Origin of the sequence: Stieleria sp. JC731, from assembly GCF_020966635.1 — a bacterium.
Classification (GTDB): Bacteria; Planctomycetota; Planctomycetia; order Pirellulales; family Pirellulaceae; genus Stieleria.
Genome location: NZ_JAJKFQ010000002.1, coordinates 869,044 through 888,706, shown reverse-complemented (window position 1 = coordinate 888,706; position 19,663 = coordinate 869,044). Strand labels below are relative to the sequence as shown.

Sequence of the window (19,663 nt, the reverse complement as noted above, 5' to 3'; positions counted from 1 at the left end):
TGACATAGGTGTTCGATTTTGGCAGATGGCGGAGCAATAACTGCGGCTTTCTTTGGCGAACCTAAGGCGACGATTCAAGGTCCTTTGATTCAGTCACGTGCAGCACTCAATCAGTATTTACAACTCAACGGATGACTTGCCAAATGTTAAATGACGACGGAATCGAACTTTGGCAGGTGGATGCATTCACGGATCGACCCTTCGCGGGAAACCCGGCTGCCGTTTGTGTATTAGATCGATTCCCCTCAGATCGATGGATGCAAGATGTCGCGGCGGAAATGAACTTGTCCGAAACTTCCTTTGTCGTTGCGACTGATCGACCCGGACATTTCGACTTGCGTTGGTTTACGCCGGCAACAGAGGTCGATCTGTGTGGTCACGCGACACTAGCGACGGCGCACGTCTTGTTAGAACGAGACATTGTTGATCGACAACATCCAATTCGCTTTAACACACGCAGCGGCGAGCTACTTTGCGAGTATCGCGATCATTCGATCACCATGGATTTCCCATCGACCCCACCGAGGCCGTGTGACTCTGACACGCTGGCACGCGAAGCTTGCGATGCATTGGGAGTCGGCAAGGCGATTGTTCTGCAAAGTCCGTTTGACTTGTTGGTGATTGTTGATGACGGGTCTATCGTCGAATCGGCTCTTCCAGATTTTAGTGCCCTGACCAAGTTGCAAACACGTGGTGTGATGCTGACGAGTCCAAGTACCCGCGATGGGATTGATTTCGTTTCACGATTCTTTGCACCAAGCTGTGGGATCAACGAGGATCCGGTGACCGGGTCGGCGCATTGTTGCTTGGCACCGTACTGGGCGCAAGTATTTGGCAGGCAAGATCTCGTTGGCTATCAAGCTTCCTCGCGCGGCGGAATCGTGACGTGCAAGATAGTCGGTGATCGTGTCCACTTAAGCGGAAACGCCGTGACGGTGATGCAAGCTCGTCTCAAAGTCGCCATCGATCACTAATCTAGCGAAACGCAGGGCAGCGTCCAAAATGACATCCCTGCTATTTGCCGATACAGAATCGGCTGAAGACGCGATCCAAAATGTCATCGGTGTAGACCGCTCCGGTGACTTCGCCAAGATTTGAAACCGCTAAACGCAATTCGCTACTAACGTATTCGTGGCCGTCTTCGCCACGAACATAAGCCAGCGCCGAAGCGATGGCTTCTTCTGCGGCTTGTAAGCTACCGCGGCAGCGAGCTGCGGTCCCGATGACCGACGTCGAATCGCCAGAGCTTTGTTGCTCGATCGAATCGACGATGATCTGTTTTAGTTGATCGATCCCGGTACCTTCTTGTGCGCTGGTTGCCAGCCACGGTGACGGCGGATTGGTATCGGGGTGATCGCATTTAGTCGCGATCCACAGATCGATTGACGATCGCCGCTTTTCAGTCGCAAGGACACGCACCTTGTCGGCATCTTGCTGGAAATTTTGGTCGGTGTAGTCGACGCACCAAAGGCGGATATCTGCGTCATGCCCCGCACGGCCAGCATGGGATTGAGCTTGTCGCATGATTTGGTCGTCTGGCGATTCGCCTTCGACGATTTCCAGTCCTGCTGTGTCGGCTAGCAACAGGTTGTAACCGTCCAGCTCAATTTCAACCGAAACGACGTCACGGGTTGTACCGGCCACGTCCGTGACGATCGCCGCTTCACGTCCGGTCAATGCATTAATCAAACTGCTTTTACCGGCGTTGGGCAATCCGCGTAGCGCCAGGGTCCAACCAGATTTGTCACCACGGCGCTGGTCCATTTGGGTGCGAGCTTCGGCGATGGAATCTGCGATCGATTCCAATCGCGAGATTAGGTGATCGTCTTCGATGAATTGGATATCCTCGTCGACAAAGTCCAACCCGGCTTCGACATCCGCAAGAAGGTTCAGCAATTCCCCACGAAGCGATTCGATCGGTTTTGAAAGGTTGCCAGCCAACTGACGCAGCGCATGATCAAGCGCACCACGTGATTCGGCATCAATGACACCCAAGACCGCTTCGGCTTGGGCTAAGTCTAACCGTCCTGCTAGAAAGGCTCGCATCGTGAACTCGCCTGGTCTTGCCGCGCGGGCACCGACCGATGTGGCGGCATCAACGATCGACTGCAGAATCGGCAGCGAACCGTAGGTATGCAGTTCGACCGATGGTTGGCCGGTATAGCTTCGCGCGGTCGGCCAGATTAAAACGCGGACGGGGACAGAACCCAGCGGCGAACCTAAATCAATTTCGCCGTCGATGCGGTGCGGTCGTGTTAGCGAAACGGGTTCGATTCCCAATCGACTGATGACATCCAATGATTCAGAACCTGACAATCGGATCGCACCGCGCACCGCTTGGGTCGGCGGTGTTGCGATGGCAATGATTGTCTCGCAGATGTCGACCATGCCCGTTGTCATTGCTTTTCAGCCATCTTGTATCAGCTGTTGTGACCCAGCTCGATCAATGATTGTCTGCAGTCGAAGCCGGAGCTGAAATGTAGCGAGTGGACTGGGTTTTTGACTCTGACAGAGCTTTCAACTCTGATTGGGCTGTGGTGACGGATTCGTTTTGCGTTGCACCGCCGACACTTGGTCCGGCTGATTCCAAAGCGTTTAGCACCATACCCTGAGTGACCAAGTCTCGCAGAATGATGGGCTGCTTGGGTGACTTTCCAGGGTAGATCGCCAGCATCGGAATCGACTTACTGCCCAGTTCTGTTTCGAGCTTGCGAACCAGGTCTTCGGGTTGATCGGTCAAGTCAGCGAGCATGGCAACACCGTCAAGCGTCTCGAGCATTTTGCGAGTCTGCTCGGTATCCAAGGCAACCTCTTTGTTGACGATGCAGTTGACGCACCACGACGCGGTGAAGTCCAGCATGACGGTCTTACCCATCGCGTGCAGGTCTTTCAAGCGTTGTTCGTCGTACTTTTCCCATCGCAAGTGATCGTCAACGATGTATTCAACACCACCGCCTTCGGCGCGAATGACTGGTTTGGCGGTCAGGTAAGAAAACGATGCGATGCCAATCAAGACAGCGCTGACAACACCGATTGACCAACCGCGGATCTGTTTCTTCATCGATTCCCACGGTGGCACCTTGCCGATGATCCAGCAGCCGAACCAAACGCCGATGAGCGTCACGAATACGGGTAACTTCTGTGCGTCGCTGAATTGGTTGAAAAAGAATGCCACGGTGCCTAAGAAAAGGAACGCGAGGAACTCTTTCAGCGTGACCATCCAATTGCCAGGCTTGGGTAGAAAACTGACCAGCTTTGGAAAGATTCCTAGGATCACGTAAGGCATCGACATTCCGAGACCGACGGTCAAAAGCACAGCGGCTTTTTCAGGGCCCGGTAATGAAATCGTATACGCCAGTGCGGCTCCAAGAAGCGGGCCGCTGCAAGGCGTGGCCATTAGCGTCGCGAACACTCCGGTAAAGAACGCACCGACGGGCCCTTCGCGTTGCTGTAGATCTTGTGACTTTCCACCCGTTGCGATACCTGGTGTGGGCAGTTCCCAAACACCCAAGTATGACAATGCCAACGCAAAGACCAGAACGGTCAGTCCCAGACGCACTGGGAAATATGCTAACTGTTGTCCCCAGCCAAAGGACGCAAACACGGCCAAGCATGTCAGCAGCCCGAAGACTGTCATGATCCCGGCGACGTAGGCAAAGTTAAGCAGCATCACGCGTTTACGATCTTCACCTGCTTGCTGCACGAAGCTCATCACTTTCAAACCGACAACCGGTAACACGCAAGGCATCAGATTCAAAATGATGCCGCCACCAAATGCGAGCAGCAGGATAAACGGCAACGCCGCTTTGCGTCCGGGTTGTTCAATCAACACGGCTGCCGCGTCGTCTTCGTCATCGCCGTTTTCAATTCCGTTGTCCGCGATCAGCTCATCGCTAGACTGCGAGTCGGATGAAAGTTGTGGTTTGTCTGTCGAGATCGGGTCGACCGGATCAACCCATTGGTTTTGGCCCGCCGCATCAAGAGCGTTCACGTACTTTGCCGACGTAATCTTGACCGGAAGCAATGATTCGTCGGTTTCCTTCGCAACGTTAACCGTCGCGGTGAATTCAAACGCCATCGGTTGCAGGCAACTGCTGTCGTTACACGCTTGGTAAGCGACGTAGCCTTTAATCTCGTAGGCTTTCGCTTTTGCAGATTCTGGTACCGCGATCGGAAGTGACCAAGTCGCATCGCCATCGTGGTATCGGACAGAAGGCAAGACTTCTGACTTGATCAACGGTTGTTCGGTGAATGGCTTGCCGACTTTCAAACCGTCTTTTTCGGTGACGACGAAGTTGGTCGCGTTGCGGCTGTCGTCGGTTTTGGCGCTGTAGACGTGATACGATCCAGATGGCTTTGCCCGGAAAAGGATTTGGCCGCGTTGCCCAGGTGCGATCGATGTTGAAACGCCAGCAAGCCATGACACTTCGTAATCTTCGTCTTGGAATTTCGTGGCTTTAGAAGACTCCGATGCGAATGGGTCTGTATTGCCATCTTGATCAGCAGCGGTGGATACCGAAAGCTGTTCGGTAAACGGGCCTGAATGAATGGCGACCAACGTTTCGTTGGCTGGCATGCAGGATCCGCCGGTCTTGCAAACCAGTGATTGGATTTCGACTTCGATGTCGCCTTCGTATCCGACAGGCAGGCTGATCGGTGCCGACCAAATGACGGTGCCTTCGTGTTCTTCGATCGTGACACCGGGATAGATGTCAGAAACGCTCTTGGTCGGTGGCTCATCAGGTTCAGCCGGACCGGTGATCTTCACAGATGCGGGCGACTTAATCGCCAGCTTGGTTGGCAGGGGGCCACCGGATGGCTGCGTTGTCGAGTAGATATGCCAAGCTTTGCCAATGGTTGCTTCGACCTCGACACGGCCTTTGCCGCCACTGGCGAAGTACTTTGCAGAGAACTGGTAAGGCTCGGCCGAATTTGTCGCTAGGCTTCCAAAGTTGATGCTGTCGAAGACATCGTCGCCACCGCCAAACGAATCGGCTTGCCCAAATCCGTTGGGGTTGAATGCGGAGCTATCGAGCTGCGCCATCGCCGGTGAAGCGTTCAAGGTCAGCATCATTATCACGATGCCCGTGAGGGACCATGAAAGCAATGAAGGTACCGAGCTATGGCGGGATAGTTTCATCTTTAGTCGCCGCATCATTTGCGTTGGGTTATCGATTCGATTCATGATCGCTTGGACTGTCATTTTGTTTGAACCGCGAAGTTTACTTGTCGGGGTCAAAAAACGTCAATGTTCAGCATCGCATGAGGCGTAATCGGTCAATCGACCAATTCGCTCGGCGACCCGGCCTAAATCAGGAAATTGTCTCGACTCGTCGAGTAGCCAAACCACCCAGTTGCCCAAGCTGAGCCAAAGTGTCGCTCGGGCGATCATCACTACTAGTTTAATAGAATCGGCCGTCTGCAAAGCTTGCAAACCGGCGGGTGAACCGACATTCGGCTCCGGTGCTCGAACACCCGGTATCGCTGCCGACTGGGAATCAACGATGCCGAATTCCGTATCAGTGGTGGTCCTTATCGGCTCGCCAGTGTGGTCGAGCAGGGGTGACGAGATCGGGCTTTGGAGAAATGGCTGTGAGGCAGAGGCTTCCGCCATGATTTCTGAGGTGACGGATTCCGGGGCTTCCCAGAAGCTATCAAACCCACCCAGCCAGCGAGCAAAATCGACCAGAGGCGTATCAAAACGCATGGCGTCGAAATCAATGATTCCCGACACACGCCCCTGTTCGAAAAGCACATGTTCGCGATGGACATCCCGCAAAATCCAGTGCTGGGGGACATAGCACGTTTGGAACTGCGCCAGCTGAGATGAAAGCAATCGAGAGCGATTTTGCCAGCAACGCCGTAGGAGCTGACAAGCCGATCGGATTGCCTGCAAAACCTGTTCGGGGTCTGTCCCCGTTCGATTGGGGACAGGCCCCGACAGGTTGCTATCAAGGCATTTAGAAAGCGGAGCGGAAATGCTTTGAAATCGACTGAGCCGATCTTGGATCGCTGAAGATGGGCGATTGGCACATTCCAGGCGACTCATTTGGCGATGCACCGCCGAGAGTGCTATGGCCCCAATGGTGATTTGCTCGCGTGATGCGTTTGCTGACAATGGTTGCCCGGGCATCCATTTCGAGACCTCCCAAGCTCGCCCGGCGGAATCGACGAACCATGTCTTACCATCCCGCTGCGTTTGATAGCTTGGGATGAATGCTAGCTCGTTTGCTAGGCTGGTAACGTGCTCGTGAATCTGCCGAACACGGTCGAGTGAAGTCTGCGCAGGCCAGCATTTGAGAGCAAACGCCGGAAATCCATTTGCGGAGTCGCATCGGAATGCTGCCGCGCCACTCATGCCTCCGGCAATCGTCGCGATGCGTTCAACCTTCAGAGTATCCAGAAGTCGCAGGACTTCGGTTGGAATTGCGGACATTGCGTTTAACCATCCTGATTGTTCGCAATCGTTGGTCTGTTGCTAGGCAGTGCGTGACTGCCAGCGTCGATCATTTTCCGCCGACGATCAAAAACATCGGATTGAGTGATTCGAATCGAACTCGGTCAAGTTGATGTTGGCCTCGTGCGATGTTGATCATGCGAACTTCCGCTCGAAATCCGGCTTCTTCCAAGACCGCTTGAACCGCAACAAGGTTGTCAGGGCTGGAAACACTCACCACGATCTGCCCTTCTTTCATTCGACTTGCGGCTTCACGAACGAGATCGGGAACGACACGTCCACTGCCACCGACAAAGACGGCGTTGGGGTCTGGCAGGTTTGCCCATGCGGCGGGAGCTTGTCCGTGGATCGGAACCAACGAAGGGACGTCGAAACGTTCCGCGTTTTGCAGCATCAAGTTATAGTCTTCGGCATCCATCTCGATCGCAAAGACTTTTCCCGCGGTCGCAATCGAAGCGGCTTCGATCGCCAGTGCACCGCTACCTGCGCCAACGTCCCAGACAATGGAATCACTTTGCAGTTCCAATTCAGCCAAAGCGACACAGCGAACTTCTGACGGTGTTAGCAATCCACGTTTGGGACGGGATTGCAAGAAAACATCGTCGGGGTTTCCAAACAGTCGTGTTCGCTTGCGAGTACTTGGTAAATCGGCGGCACCGGTTCGCCGAACCAAGACCATCACGTTCAGCGACGAAAACGATTGGCCTCGGATCGATTGCAAATCACCCTGCGTTACCGTTTCGCGAGGTGTCCCAAGGTTTTCGCAAACATAGGCATTGAAGTAGTCGATACGACGATCAAGCAACGCTTCGGCGACCACCGATGGTGTGATCGAGTCGGTGGTAAATAGTCCGACACGTTCGGCCGATCGGATCATGTCGACAACGCGATCGAGCGGTTGAACGGCAAGGTTGGAAAGGTAGGCATCGTCCCAGCTTTCTTTGACTCGAGCAAACGCCAGTTGCATGGAACTGACGTGAGGCACGATTTCAAAGCGTTCTTTACCGATCGTTTCGGTCAGGTAGTTGGCAATCCCATAAAACAATGGGTCGCCACTTGCGAGCAAAACGGTCGGCTTTTCAGGTAGATCTGCGAGGGCTTGTTTCAACTCATCAAGCCCACCATTGCATTCGATTTTTTCCGCTGTAACGGCGCTGCCCAAGCGGTTGATCAACGCGGTCGATCCGATGACCAGTTCGGCCGACGTTAAAAGCGACTTGGCATGCCCAGTTAGGCCATCCAGTCCGTCATCGCCAATACCGACAATATGAATCCGAGCGGTCACGCAATGTTCTCCTGAAAACAAAAAATCGACTGTCGGCTGCGGGCAAGACGCGGAAAGTTGAAATCGCGTCTGACGCACCATCACCGAATTGAAGGGGCACCAAGTTCGAAGGGCACGATACTCCAATTAGTACCGAACGCCCCAACTGGCAGCATGCCCTAGTTATACGAGTGCAGCCGATTCGGACACAGCCGAGCAGGAAAATTTATTGCCGCAAGCCTTTGAGGATATCTTCAACCGTTGCCCGATCGCCATGAGAGTGGCTGATCTTGCTCCATTTGACTCGGCGGCCGGGGCCGATGACATAGGTGGAGGGGTAAGCAGTTTCGCGGGGTGCGTCCCAGCGTAGTCCCCATTCGGTGACCATTTTCATATCAGGGTCGCGTACAAAGACGAATGTTTCGGGCATTCGCTTCGCACCCATGAACTCATCCGCACGACGGTCCAGTTGGTTTTCGGGGCCGGGATAGACCAAGACCACTCGGCGTGGTTGATCGCCAGCGGCAGCGGTCAACGCTTTGGTGCGATTGAATAGTCCGCTTACTTGGCGGCTGCAAATCGGGCACTGATATCCGGGATAACCGCGAAGCACGACAACGACCACGGGACCGTCTTCAACCAGTTCAGACAGGGTCACGTATTCATCCTTGCCTTGCACAGGCAGTTCAAAATCTGGGGCCTTATCGCCGACCGCAATCGGGTCTTTCGCGGACAATTCGGAAGCGTGCACCAGCAGGGTCGCAAGCACGGCAGCGGAGGTCATCGTTTTGAAGAACGTCATCACAGGCACCAGAATGTTTGAATGAAATGGAAACGGGGATGACGAGCCAACGACGTGCTATGGCTTTGATGATTCAGAAAGAAAGCGATAACTTTGCGCGATGCTTTCCAGCGGTGCGGGTGATTGGTCTTGTTCGACATGGCATTCCAAAACACCAATCTCTTTGGCCAATCGCATGATCGCTGGCATATCAATTGTGCCTACGCCGCATTCTTGAAATGCTTCATCTGGCACGGCACCTTCGTCGTGAATCGTCGGTGTCCCTTCCTTTAGATTTTTCAGGTGGACCATCGTGATTCGTCCGGCAAGTTTCTTCATCAAGGCGATGGGATCATGACCGGCGATCTTGACCCAAAACACGTCTAGCTCGAAATCCATCAGCTGCGGATCGAACCGCTCGATGAAAATGTCGTAAGCGTTGACCTTTCCGCCATCGAGTTCGGCAAATTCGAACGAGTGGTTGTGATAAGCCATTCGCATTCCGGCATCACGTGTTTTGGCCGCCGCGGCGTTCGCACGATCAGCAATCGCCCTGCATTTGTCTGCCGTGTCACGCGAGCCTTTATCGATGTATCCAAACACCAAATGACGAAGCCCGATACGTTCGGCCATTTCGATTGTTTGGTCGACGTCGAAGTCAGGGTTCTGTTCGGGTGTCGCGATGCTTCGCCAATTGACGAATCCACTATGGACGCGAAGTCCTTCTTCGCGAGCCATCGCCGCTAATTGCAATGCGTCTTGGTCAACCGACATCAGTTCGACCTGTTTATATCCAGCGGCGGCAATCGCCTTGAGTGTGCCTCGAGGATCGGACGCCATTTGGTTGCGAACCGTGTATAGCTGCAGGCCCAATCGATCGAGGTATGGCAGCGACTCGCCGTGATTTGCGGCCAAGCTCCGCAAAGGGCTAGCCAGGCTGGCGGCCAAGGCAGTGGTCGCTGTGGCCGATAACCATTGGCGACGATCAAACAGGTAGCGAGATTCAGATTTCATGCGGGGGCGATTCGGCTTTATTTGTTGCGCATTTCGCGCTGGCGGCGGCTGTGGCGTTCCAAGGTTCGCCTTTCGGCTCGGGTCAAACTCTCTTCACCCGACTCATGAATTTTAGCCAGAATCTGATCAACTTCCTGCTCTTCTTTTTGAAGCTTTGAATCAGGATCATGGATCTTTAACTTCGTCTGTCGCACCGAAGTTCTGAGTGACCGCCGAAAGCCAGTCGGGTCCAACCAACTGAAATTCCACCGCTGTGCGTGATACAGATAACCGAATGCCGCACCGGCAAGGTGAACTGTGAACGCGGTACCACCGCCGGCTTGGCCCGCGGCGCTGAACATTTGCAGTGAACCGAGTACGTTCCAAATCAAGAATGCCGCAACAATCCAAAGTGCTTTGACTCGAATTGCACCAAAGAGATCCAGTTCGGCATGTGGGTCAAAGCAGACGAACAGTATCAACAAAGCTGATACGGCCCCGCTGGCCCCAATGAAACTGCCGTTAGGATTTCCAATGATCCAGTAGGTCACTGCGCCAAGAATCCCGGCGAACACGATCGAGGCCAGGTAGAAACGCAGGAATTCCCATCTCCCCAGCCGCATTTCCAATGCCCGGCCAAAGAAGTACAGGTTGAACATATTGAACAGGATATGGAACGGCCGTTCGATATCGTGCACGAACCCATAAGTCAGAAACTGGTACCAATACCACGGGTGAATCACCGTGGTGCCGTAGCAAGCCAGCCATTCGCCGATGACGCTGACGCGAACTCCGCCCGCGTTCCTGGTGGTCAAGATATCGAGAACCCAAGCACCACAAGTCACCGCCAGCAAGATGATGGCGATGCTTTTAGGTTGTTGAGATCGCTGATGGCGCTCCCAAGGTGACAATTCGTCATCGCGACCATAGTCGCGGTCGTACAGTCCCATTCGTGTCAACTAAATAGCGGGTTCTTGATACATTGAACATGGAATCCACGGGCGACTTCATTTCCGCCAATCGGGCCGAGTAACCCGGTTCGACTGGTCGCGTCCGTCGGATTCCGCCGGTGTCGATTCCCTAATGAATTCCGTTGGTATCCTACCGGATTGCCAATCTGCCGGTCGAGATTGGTTCAAAAGAGACGATGAACCCGAATGTTGAGGGGACAACCTTTCGCGATTGTCCGATTTCTCGCTGTAAAGACGGCATGCATTGCCTGGCAGCCGTCAGATCGATCACATCGCCCGTGCGGGGCTGAGGACCAAATTTTGCCAACAGTTTGGTTATCTGCCGGAGGCGATATTAAGTCACTGCCAAAAGCAAACGCCCGCCGGTATCCGACGAGCGTTTGCGATGATTCAGTTGTGACGAGGTGCCACCTAGGAAACTAGCGTTGGACGCGAGCGTTGCCTTTCCAGATGCTCCAGACTTGGTCTTCGTCAGCTGGCTGCCCGTAATCGGTTGCCGAAGTTGCGGCCAAAGCCCCGGTTGCCCATCCGAACTGAGTGCTCTTTTCGGCATCCCAGCCATTGAGGACGCCGTACAGCAGACCGCCAACGAATCCGTCTCCGCCGCCGATTCGATCGTAAACGCCGATGGAACGTGGCTCGACAACGACGAAGTCATCGCCGTGGGAAACGATCGCGCCCCAGTGGTGATGGTTTGCCGATTCGACTTCTCGCAAAGTCGTCGCGAACAAGGTCGCGCCGCCGTATTCCTTCTTCACGCGTCCGATCATTTCTTTAAAGCCATCGATCTTTGCACCGATGTCTTTGCCACCCGCTTCGGGGCCTTCGATATCCAAGCAAAGTTGGAAATCTTCTTCGTTGCCGATCAGGATGTCAGACAGGCTGGCGATCTCTTTGAAGGCGGCTGAGAGTTCTTCTTCACGGCCAACCCAGAACGACGCTCGGTGATTGAGGTCGAACGAGATACGCGCGTTGTGCTTCTTCGCCGCTCGCGCGATCTCCAGGCAGAACTGGCTGGTTTCTTCCGAAAGCGCCGCGATCAGTCCGCTCATGTGAACGATTTTGGCACCTTCGCCACCGAAGATCCGTTCGAGATCGAAATCTTTGACGTTCAGTTTACGTCCGACCTCGCCGGCACGGTCGTTTTGGACACGAGGACCGCGCGATCCCCAGCCACTGTCGGCCATGTTGATTTGGTGCCGAACGCCCCAAGGATTGTCTTGGACAAATTCGGGGCCTTCATAATCCATGTGACGGCGAGCCAAGTCGTCTTTGATGAATCGTGCGATCGGGCTGCCTTCGACGAACGCCGTCAGGATTTTGACTGGCAAGCCGAGGAACGACGACACGCTGCCGACGTTGGATTCGGCGCTGGTCGCTTGCATCTTGAAGGTGTCGCTGCAATGAAACGGTTGATGGTCAACTGGCGTCAGGCGGATGCCCATGCTGGTTGGGATGATCAACGAGTATTTGGCATCGGAACGTAATTCGATCATTGAAGTTCGTCTGAATTGACAGGAGGTATTCTTGGGAAATTTAAGTTGCGATCGATGGGATCAAATGGTGACCGAAGCGAAGCCGCCATCGATGGCAATGTTTTGTCCGGTAACGAACGATGACGCATTGCGGCTGGCCAGCCAGACGGTCGCGCCGGCCAATTCATCGGGATTGCCGAACCGACCCATCGGGGTGTGCCCAATGATCTGGCCGCCACGTTCGGTGTAGCTTCCATCGTCGTTGAAAAGCAATTTGCGATTCTGCTCGGCCGGAAAGAATCCGGGGCTGATTGCGTTAACGCGGACTCCGGTGGTCGCCCATTCGCGTGAGAGCCACATCGTCAGATTAATCACCGCACTTTTAGCGGCCGAGTACGCAACGACGCGAGACAACGGAATCATGCCGCTCATCGAAGCGATATTAATGATGCTACCGACGCCGGCGTCGATCATGTCTTGGCCGAAAATTTGGCATGGCAACAAGGCCCCGCCAACCAAGTTCAAATCGAACACGTCACGCCACGCATCCAGGGGCAACTTACAAAAGTCACCACCGGGTGGGATGGTCGCCTCAGGCCGATTCCCGCCTGCCGCATTGATCAGCACTGATGTCGGTGCACCAGCCCAATCCGCGATCGCTTTGCGGGCATCGTCAAGCGATTCGGCCTTCAGACCGTCGGCGGCGAAAAACTTGGCTTGGCCACCAGCGTCGATGATTTTTTGAGCGCGAGCGTTGCCACGTTCGGCGTTTCGGCCCAGCACGGCAACTTTGGCACCATAGGATCCGACAGCCTCCGCCATCAGGCCGCCAAGTTCACCCGTACCGCCGATCACGGTCGCCACATCGTCGTTTAATTGAAATAGATCGTTCATGGCGGCTAATCTACTCGCTCAGCCGCCTCGCTAACAGTGGCTGAATGATGCACCGCAACCCGGTTCGGTTGGCAAATCTCCAGACCAAACCGCTTGCTCCCCCCAGCAGATGATCTGCCGAACTAGCCGCCGATGGAGTACATCGGGCGATCAGGGGGAACGAACCCGGCCTCGCCAATCCCATGGCCGGGTTGTTTTCCCTCCACAGCCATTGCGAATCGCTCAATTAACTCGCCATCGCTGGCACCGCTTCGCAGCAGATCTCGGATCGGAAATTCGTCCTGAGAGAACAGACAATTTCGAATCGACCCGTCGGCGGTTAATCGAATCCTGTCGCAAGATTCACAGAACGGTTTGGACACCGATTCGATCAGCCCGATCGAACCGTAGCCGGCCACCTCAAAGTCCGTCGCCGGTTGCGACGGGTCGGTTCGACAGTCCATCATCGGGCCGAAGTTCGCTTCGATGATCTGGCGGATGTCATCGCCGCTAAGAACGCCTTGATCGGTCCAATTACGTTCGGCGTCCAATGGCATGAATTCGATGAAACGAATCTGCACTCCTTTGTCGAATGCGAAACGTACTAAGCGAACGATCGCGTCTTCGGTAACGCCGCGAATCGCGGTGGTGTTTAGTTTGATGCGTTCGAATCCCGCCGCGATCGCCGCATCGATTCCCCGCAAGACTTTGTCCAGGCCTTGGCGGCGAGTCAGCTTTTCGAACGTCGCCTCATCTAGGGTATCAAGGCTGATGTTGATTCGGTTCAGTCCGGCTTGACGAAGTTCAGCCGCCATCGATTCCAATAAGACCGCGTTGGTCGTCAGCGATAGCTCGGTCAGGCTTTCGAGTTCTGCCAACATCGCGACAAGCTTCGTGATTTCGCGCCGCACCAAGGGCTCGCCGCCGGTCAGGCGAAGTTTCTTGATCCCACAACGCTCGCTTAGTAAACGAACAATGCGAGTGATCTCTTCAAAAGTCAGCAAGGTGGGCCGAGGCACGAAGGTCGCCCCTTCGGCAGGCATGCAATAGAAACATCGCAGGTTGCAGCGGTCTGTCACGCTCAGACGCAGCGAACGGTGAACCCGTCCGAATCGATCGGTAAGCTTGATGGGCTGATCCATAAGGTGACGTAAAGCTGCCGTGCAGTGACTTTTGATTCTGGGACTTTTGGTGCTGGGACGTTTCGCTTCGGATGACCGAGAGGTGCGTTTCTTATGCAATCTTATACCGGGCCACCGAACATGGAACCGTTGTGAATGATTCGAGTTCGGGCGATGCGGATCGAGTCCGTAAATCGCGATGTTCACACTGCACAGTGTACAAAACGCTGGAAAACCGTCCCGAAGGGGGGCGTATCTGCAATAAATTTCAATCTAAGGCCAGGATGAGTGACATTGTGCTTTGCATCTTGATTTCCCAATCGTTAATCTCGGACCCTGACAGGTCTTCGGTCGGGGGTGATTCCGCCTGCATTGGTGGTTAAAGAGTCCTGACCCCTTTTCGACCTGTGCGAGCTTCTTCTTCGCATCATGCAGGTGTTGGTCATGGCCGTCGGGCAAATTCGTGATCGTCAAGATTTGTGGAAGATTCCGCTGCGGCATCTTGGGACTGTGTTTCTAAGTCGACTTGTCGCTGTGGTCATCGCCTTGTTTGTCAGTCAAGCATCTTGGCCAAACGCTGCTGACGGTGGCGAGTTTCCGGTCAGCAATTCACGCGACGCACGATTGGTACGGGCGAAGATTCAAGCGGCGCAGTTTCTTTCCAAAGCGACGTTCGGACCGACAGAAGAGTCCATCGATGCTCTTGCGACACGGATTAATCAGATCGGTATTCGTCTGGCATTGAGCGAATGGATCGACGACCAGTTCGAAATCCCTACGACATCGCATCAAGAAACCGCCTACGACCTGCTTCACTTGGACGGTACCGACCCGGAACAAGATGGGATCGGCATTTCGCTTTATCGGTATCAGGTCTGGTGGCACATCGCGTTGACGTCGCCGGATCAATTGAAGCAGCGTTTGGGCCATGCCTTGTCACAGATCTTTGTCATCGGCGATTCGGGCGAAGGTTTCAACAATCAAACCGGGCGTGACATCGGAAACGGAGAACGCTCGATTCCCGATTGGGTCGGCATGGCAAATTTCCATGACATGTTGATCGCCGGTACCCAATCGACGTATCGCGAACTGCTTGAAGAGGTCACGTATCACCCTTGCATGGGAGTTTGGCTGAGTTCAATTCGAAACCGTAAAGCCAATCTGAGCCAAGGTCGTTATCCCGACGAAAACTATGCACGCGAGATCATGCAATTGTTTTCGATTGGGCTTTACGAGATGTACCAAGACGGTCGTCTGAAGGTAAACGACAACGGCGAATTGATTGCGACCTACGACAATTATCAAATCAAAGAGCTTGCTCGATTGTTTACCGGATTCCGGTATGCACACAACACGAGCACAAGCTTTTACTCGGGACGGAATCTCGGTCAAGCGATGACGATCTATCCGCCCGAGCATGACACGAACTACAACTATTCCGATGAATCCAACGCACCGCCGACGAAGACTGTTTTCAATACGGTGCTGCCGCCACTGGCGTCACCGATCACCGAACAGGCGGTTCGTGACGAGATCGGCGCGGGCTTGGATGCGATCGCCAATCATGAAAATGTCGCACCCTTCATTTGTCGACGTTTGATCCAGCGGTTGGTCAAGTCAAACCCGTCACGTGGCTACATGCGTCGCGTGACCAAAGTGTTTAACAACAACGGTCAAGGCGTCCGTGGTGACTTGAAAGCGGTCGTCAAGGCGATTTTGACGGATCCTGAACTGTTTCGTGGTCAACGCGTCATGCGTCGGCGGAGCCCGGCTCGCTTGGATGTGATCACCTCAGGTACAGAGCACTCGCGTTTGCGTGAGCCGATCATTCGCGTCACGTCGATGATTCGTGCGTTGCGACCGTCCAGCGATTATGCAGATGGCTACATGATGCTGAATCGATTTATCGAAGACGACTTGGGACAGATGGCGTTTCGCTCGCCAACGGTTTTCAATTTCTATCTTCCCGACTATCAACCGCCCGGTGACTTGGTCGGCTACAGTCCGTCGCGAAGGATACCGACTGATGTGGTCTATGCACCCGAATTTCAGATCCTCAATGGCGTGACTGCGAACCGAACACTGAATGTGCTGCGTCGGTTCTGTTTGAATCGCTACGTGCAGTATTCGATGAGAAAAGGCACCTGCAGGATCTCGTTCGATTTGGAGCCAGAGATGGAACTGGCAAGGAACCTGGATAACTTAGATCAACTGCTCCGCCACTATGACCTTTTGCTTTGCAACGGATCGCTTAGTGAGACGACCAAGTCGCACATCAAAGATGCGATCATCGCTGAAACGACCGGACGTGACTACAACAACAAAGAACGCCTGGAATCGTTGCTGCACGCTTTGGTCGTTTCACCTGATTGTGCGATAGAAGAATAGAACGTCTGTTTTTGAAGTCCCAAGAATCGACATCGTTGTTCGCTTTTCTGGAATGAGAATCATGAACCGAAAACCAATCGACTCGGTGCGAACATCTCGCCGCGCTCTGCTAAAAGCGACCGGTGGAGTGTGTGGCATGATGACCAATACGTCGATGCTGGCGACGCTTTTAAATTTGCAAGCGACCAAGTCGGCCGTGGCTGCGACGGACACGTCCGGCTACAAAGCCTTGGTCTGTTTGTTTCTTAACGGTGGCAACGATTCGTACAACATGTTGATCCCTAACGAAGGGACGTCAACGACGGGCGAATACGGCGATTACCATACGATTCGCGGTGGTTACGACGATGGGATCAGCAACGAAGGTGGCCTAGCGATTCAGCAAAGTGCCTTGGTGCCGATCGTCGGTCCGAGTTCTAGGATGTTCGGTTTGCATCCAGCCATGGCTTCCGAAGAAGGGGTCGATCCGGCGAATACGAATGCAGGCGTTGCGAAGCTTTACAACGATGGCAATTTGGGATTCGTATGCAACATCGGGGCGATGTCTCAGCCGACAACACGATCCGACTATGACGCCCGAGCCGGCTTGCCACTCGGTTTGTTTTCCCATGCCGATTTGCAGCGGCACTGGCAAACCAGCTTCCCGCAATCACGCAATCTGGTGAACGGTTGGGGTGGCCGCTTGGCGGATTTGCTTCGCAGCACGAACGCAAATCCGTCAGTGTCGATGAACATCTCTGTCAGCGGAATGAATCTGTTTCAAACCGGCACCGAAGTCGTCCCCTACGCGATCGGGACTGGCGGCGCAACCCAAGTGAATGGCTATGTCCCTGGGGCAATTGGTGGAGGCATTCAAGACCGAATGTTTTCCCGAGCGTTTGATAACTATCTCAATCAAACGTACAGCGACTTGCTGGCTCAATCGTTCAGTGATGTCCAGCGAGATTCCACCGATGCGGCACTAGCGTTCAATGACGCAACCGGCACCGTGACGATCAACACGCCATTTGCCAATGAAAGCCCCAGCAATCATTTGAAGATGGTGGCGAAGGTGATTGGCGCGCGGCAGCAACTTGGCCAAGGCCGTCAGATCTTTTTTGTCGAGTTGGGTGGCTGGGATAACCACACGAACCTTTTAGATGCCCATCTAACGAACCTGCCTCGTGTTAGTCGTGCGATTAAATCGTTCTATGACGCGACAGTCGAGCTGGGCATTCAAAACGATGTGACGTTGTTTACCGCATCGGATTTTGCCCGCACATTGACGACGAACGGTCAGGGTAGCGACCATGCTTGGGGAGGCAATCAAATCGTCTGTGGCGGTGCCGTTAACGGCGGCCAGTTTTATGGTGAATTCCCCGAACTGACAGCGACGAACACACTGAACGTCGGCCGCGGACGATTGATCCCAACGACTTCGGTCGATCAAATGGCAGCCGACTTGGCGATGTGGTTCGGTGTCGGGAATGATGCCGATTTGGAAACGATTCTTCCCAACATTCGGCAGTTCTATTCCTCAAGCGAATCACTGCCACCGTTAGGGTTGTTAAGCTAAACGGCTACGCCAACGTCGTCATGCAATCGTCCCGTTCGGCTGACGAACCGGGACGATGTATCCAGCAGCGTTTTAACACGCCGTTAATATACGTCGCGAACGTAACGCTGTTCTTTCGTCATCGTTTTGACGTACTCTTCCGCGGCGGCATCGTCCATCTTTCCATATTCGGCGACGACTTGTTTTAATGCCCGATCGACGTCGGCCGCCATTCGGCTGGCGTCACCACAGACATAAAAGTGGGCCCCTTCGGACAGCCATTGCCATAGGGTTTCGCCGTGCTCTCGCATCCGGTCTTGCACATAAACCTTTTTGTCACCGTCTCGACTGAATGCGGTATCAAGTCGCGACAGCAGCCCGGTATCGACATACCGTTGCAGTTCGCCTTCGTACAAAAAGTCGGTTGACTGATGCTGATCACCAAAGAACAGCCAGTTTTTACCAGCCGCATTGGTCGCCTCGCGTTCTTGCAAGAACGCCATGAAAGGTGCGATCCCGGTTCCGGGGCCGACCATGATCATCGGCTTGGTCGGGTCCTGAGGGACGGTGAATCCGCCATGGTTGGGTTGAACAAAGACGCGGAGGTTTTCGCCGGACTGCAGGCGGTCTGACAGCATCGTGCTGGCAACACCTTTGCGGAGCCGGCCCTCACGTTCATAGAAAACCTTGCCAACTGTCAAATGGACTTGGTTTCCAACATGCTTTTGGCTGCTGGCGATGGAATAAAGCCGTGGGTTCAAAGGCGAAAGCGTTTCCAAAAATTCGGTCGCGCTGATAGGTACATCTCTGACAAGTTCCAGAACATCCAAAACATCGAAGCCTTCGGGTACGCCTTCTTCCAGCATTCGTGCAAGTGTCGCTTTGGCGTGGGAGTCGTCGACTCGGCCCAGTGCCAATTCCAACAGTTCGTCCGATGGGTCTTTTAAGCAGTAGTCCTCTGCAACGGTCGATGCCAGAGTTTTGGGAGATCCATCGGGAGCGATTACCATCATGGCTCCACTGCCGCCGATGGTTTTGATTATCTGCTCGACAAGTTCGCTGCAGTTCGTCGCGTAGACTCCCAATGCATCGCCAACCTCGTATTGCACACCTGAATCACCCAGATCGATCGCGACGTGCCGCGTGTCTTTGGCTGATCCTTCAAGATTCAACTGACGCGATTCGATCAGTTTGGCGGGATATGGATTCTTTCGCGAGTAGCCTTTTTCGTCAGCGCCATTACTGCCGTTGACGCTGGCGGGTTTGGCTGGTGCACCGTTCGAATCGCTTTCCTTGAGAACTTTCTTGATCATCTTGGAGGTTTCTTTACCGCCAGGACTGCAGAGCGTCAGGTTGGTTTCTTCGCCCGATGCGATGGCTTCGCTATAGGTTTGGCAAAGGTACCCGCACGAACCGCAGTCGAGCTGTGCCATCGCCGCCATCAATCGACGTTCGACCGGGCGTCCCTCGGCAAGCTCCATTCGATCCACAATCGGCAAGGCCGCATCATGCCACGGGAAGTCCTCTTCCTCGGGTTCGGCAGCCTGTTCACTTCCGGTTAGCATTTCACCCGACACGCCAGCGGATTGCATGATCGCCTGCGCGTTGCCACCAGGGCTGATGCCCATCATGCCAGCAAAGAATCCGTTCAGCCAAGCACGCTGTTCTTCGTTGAATGGCGCCGATTCGGGGATGAAACTAGTGGTCATGGTGTATCGGAAAGTTCAGTGTGTCGGGAATGTTAGGACTGGAGTTGGCTGTTTGACTGAGCTGTTGCAATGTGTGCGTCTAACGGGTGATGGATCG

General features: G+C 54.2%; 14 protein-coding genes. 3 read left to right on the top strand and 11 right to left on the bottom strand.

All coding sequences use genetic code 11. The features are described 5' to 3' along the window. Window positions 1–143 precede the first annotated feature (143 nt). The gene (locus tag LOC67_RS08990; protein WP_230262256.1) at window positions 144–974 is read left to right on the top strand and encodes a PhzF family phenazine biosynthesis protein; all 831 of its coding nucleotides are present in this window, start codon (window positions 144–146) and stop codon (window positions 972–974) included. A gap of 40 nt (window positions 975–1,014) precedes the next feature. Here LOC67_RS08990 and LOC67_RS08985 read toward each other — a convergent pair whose 3' ends face one another. From LOC67_RS08985 to moaA, 10 genes are all read right to left on the bottom strand, one after another. Beyond that, a complete protein-coding gene (locus LOC67_RS08985; protein WP_315861048.1) occupies window positions 1,015–2,388 on the bottom strand; it encodes a tRNA modification GTPase in 1,374 nt (457 codons plus the stop codon). Window positions 2,389–2,443: 55 nt separating this feature from the next. Further along, window positions 2,444–5,185: a protein-disulfide reductase DsbD family protein gene (locus LOC67_RS08980; protein WP_230262254.1), complete on the bottom strand. Its 2,742-nt coding sequence runs from the start codon at window positions 5,183–5,185 to the stop codon at window positions 2,444–2,446. 60 nt (window positions 5,186–5,245) lie between these two features. After that, a complete protein-coding gene (locus LOC67_RS08975; protein ID WP_410001123.1) occupies window positions 5,246–6,436 on the bottom strand; it encodes a phosphotransferase in 1,191 nt (396 codons plus the stop codon). Window positions 6,437–6,506: 70 nt separating this feature from the next. Next, complete coding sequence (gene cbiE / locus LOC67_RS08970; RefSeq protein ID WP_230262253.1) at window positions 6,507–7,742, bottom strand: precorrin-6y C5,15-methyltransferase (decarboxylating) subunit CbiE; 1,236 nt, start codon at window positions 7,740–7,742, stop codon at window positions 6,507–6,509. Window positions 7,743–7,947: 205 nt separating this feature from the next. Continuing rightward, window positions 7,948–8,505 (bottom strand): redoxin domain-containing protein, encoded by a 558-nt coding sequence (locus LOC67_RS08965; protein ID WP_230262252.1) that lies wholly within the window; start codon window positions 8,503–8,505, stop codon window positions 7,948–7,950. A gap of 75 nt (window positions 8,506–8,580) precedes the next feature. Then, window positions 8,581–9,516, bottom strand: coding sequence for a sugar phosphate isomerase/epimerase family protein (locus tag LOC67_RS08960; RefSeq protein WP_230262251.1), 936 nt, complete (start codon window positions 9,514–9,516; stop codon window positions 8,581–8,583). A gap of 17 nt (window positions 9,517–9,533) precedes the next feature. Then, window positions 9,534–10,445, bottom strand: coding sequence for a rhomboid family protein (locus LOC67_RS08955; protein WP_230262250.1), 912 nt, complete (start codon window positions 10,443–10,445; stop codon window positions 9,534–9,536). Between the two features lie 440 nt (window positions 10,446–10,885). Next, on the bottom strand, window positions 10,886–11,962 hold the full coding sequence (locus tag LOC67_RS08950; protein ID WP_230262249.1) for a sugar kinase: 1,077 nt from the start codon (window positions 11,960–11,962) through the stop codon (window positions 10,886–10,888). Window positions 11,963–12,022: 60 nt separating this feature from the next. Further along, a complete protein-coding gene (locus LOC67_RS08945; protein WP_230262248.1) occupies window positions 12,023–12,835 on the bottom strand; it encodes an SDR family oxidoreductase in 813 nt (270 codons plus the stop codon). A gap of 122 nt (window positions 12,836–12,957) precedes the next feature. Further along, the gene (moaA, locus tag LOC67_RS08940) at window positions 12,958–13,956 is read right to left on the bottom strand and encodes a GTP 3',8-cyclase MoaA (RefSeq protein ID WP_230262247.1); all 999 of its coding nucleotides are present in this window, start codon (window positions 13,954–13,956) and stop codon (window positions 12,958–12,960) included. A 423-nt stretch (window positions 13,957–14,379) separates the two neighbouring features. Between moaA and LOC67_RS08935 the strand changes: the two genes are divergently transcribed. Both LOC67_RS08935 and LOC67_RS08930 read left to right on the top strand, forming a co-directional pair. Continuing rightward, on the top strand, window positions 14,380–16,323 hold the full coding sequence (locus tag LOC67_RS08935) for a DUF1800 family protein (protein WP_230262246.1): 1,944 nt from the start codon (window positions 14,380–14,382) through the stop codon (window positions 16,321–16,323). 61 nt (window positions 16,324–16,384) lie between these two features. Further along, complete coding sequence (locus tag LOC67_RS08930; RefSeq protein ID WP_230262245.1) at window positions 16,385–17,878, top strand: DUF1501 domain-containing protein; 1,494 nt, start codon at window positions 16,385–16,387, stop codon at window positions 17,876–17,878. Between the two features lie 83 nt (window positions 17,879–17,961). On the opposite strand, the gene LOC67_RS08925 is transcribed toward LOC67_RS08930, so the two are convergent. After that, window positions 17,962–19,566 carry a sulfite reductase subunit alpha gene (locus LOC67_RS08925; protein ID WP_230262244.1) on the bottom strand — a complete coding sequence of 535 codons (1,605 nt, stop codon included), beginning with the start codon at window positions 19,564–19,566 and terminating at the stop codon, window positions 17,962–17,964. Window positions 19,567–19,663: the final 97 nt, after the last annotated feature.

What these genes read in the sequence shown, in the direction of transcription:
- LOC67_RS08990 (WP_230262256.1), top strand. Translation starts at nt 144, where the DNA reads ATGTTAAATGACGACGGAATCGAACTTTGGCAGGTGGATGCATTCACG.
- LOC67_RS08985 (WP_315861048.1), bottom strand. Translation starts at nt 2,388, where the DNA reads ATGGTCGACATCTGCGAGACAATCATTGCCATCGCAACACCGCCGACC.
- LOC67_RS08980 (WP_230262254.1), bottom strand. Translation starts at nt 5,185, where the DNA reads ATGAATCGAATCGATAACCCAACGCAAATGATGCGGCGACTAAAGATG.
- LOC67_RS08975 (WP_410001123.1), bottom strand. Translation starts at nt 6,436, where the DNA reads ATGTCCGCAATTCCAACCGAAGTCCTGCGACTTCTGGATACTCTGAAG.
- LOC67_RS08965 (WP_230262252.1), bottom strand. Translation starts at nt 8,505, where the DNA reads ATGACCTCCGCTGCCGTGCTTGCGACCCTGCTGGTGCACGCTTCCGAA.
- LOC67_RS08960 (WP_230262251.1), bottom strand. Translation starts at nt 9,516, where the DNA reads ATGAAATCTGAATCTCGCTACCTGTTTGATCGTCGCCAATGGTTATCG.
- LOC67_RS08955 (WP_230262250.1), bottom strand. Translation starts at nt 10,445, where the DNA reads ATGGGACTGTACGACCGCGACTATGGTCGCGATGACGAATTGTCACCT.
- LOC67_RS08950 (WP_230262249.1), bottom strand. Translation starts at nt 11,962, where the DNA reads ATGATCGAATTACGTTCCGATGCCAAATACTCGTTGATCATCCCAACC.
- LOC67_RS08945 (WP_230262248.1), bottom strand. Translation starts at nt 12,835, where the DNA reads ATGAACGATCTATTTCAATTAAACGACGATGTGGCGACCGTGATCGGC.
- moaA (WP_230262247.1), bottom strand. Translation starts at nt 13,956, where the DNA reads ATGGATCAGCCCATCAAGCTTACCGATCGATTCGGACGGGTTCACCGT.
- LOC67_RS08935 (WP_230262246.1), top strand. Translation starts at nt 14,380, where the DNA reads ATGGCCGTCGGGCAAATTCGTGATCGTCAAGATTTGTGGAAGATTCCG.
- LOC67_RS08930 (WP_230262245.1), top strand. Translation starts at nt 16,385, where the DNA reads ATGAACCGAAAACCAATCGACTCGGTGCGAACATCTCGCCGCGCTCTG.
- LOC67_RS08925 (WP_230262244.1), bottom strand. Translation starts at nt 19,566, where the DNA reads ATGACCACTAGTTTCATCCCCGAATCGGCGCCATTCAACGAAGAACAG.